Raw genomic sequence first — 614 nt, forward strand, 5'->3', positions numbered from 1 at the left:
CCACCGGCCAGAATAATGCCTTTACGTTTAGTCATGATGCTTCGTTTCTTATATTTGAATTATGTAATCATCAAAAAGAGTGTGCCCAATAGCCACTCTTCTTGTGTTTTATCCCTGGTAGTGAGAAGCGTACATCTCCGCACCACTCGTTCTCTTCTTACTTGCCGAGGATCTCGGTCAGCATCCGATCGACGCCCACGCTCCAGTCCGGCAACACCAGATCGAAGGTGCGCTGGAACTTGGTGGTATCGAGCCGTGAGTTATGGGGGCGCTTGGCGGGCGTCGGGAAGGCGCTGGTCGGCACGGCTTTGACCTGGGTCACGGCCAACTCGACACCGGCTTCCCGCGCTTTGGCGAAGACTCGCTGGGCATAATCAAACCAGGTGGTGGTACCGGAGGCGATCAGGTGATAGAGACCCGCGACCTCCGGTTTGTACTGTGCAATACGGATCGCGTGGGCCGTGCAGTCGGCCAGCAACTCCGCGCCGGTCGGCGCACCAAACTGGTCATTGATGACCGACATCTCGCTGCGCTCCTTGCCAACACGCAGCATGGTCTTGGCAAAGTTGGCACCGCGGGCGGCATACACCCAGCTGGTCCGGAAGATGAGGTGA

Annotated in this window: 1 protein-coding gene; it reads right to left on the reverse strand. The window is 57.3% G+C overall.

Annotation, left to right across the window (positions count from 1 at the left end):
* Positions 1 to 157 precede the first annotated feature (157 nt).
* A partial coding sequence (locus MM194_RS21750; protein ID WP_241344954.1) for a sugar nucleotide-binding protein occupies positions 158 to 614 on the reverse strand: 457 nt, incomplete at its 5' end.

The organism is Aeromonas sp. MR16, assembly GCF_022549315.1.
Lineage (GTDB): Bacteria > Pseudomonadota > Gammaproteobacteria > Enterobacterales > Aeromonadaceae > Aeromonas > Aeromonas aquatica.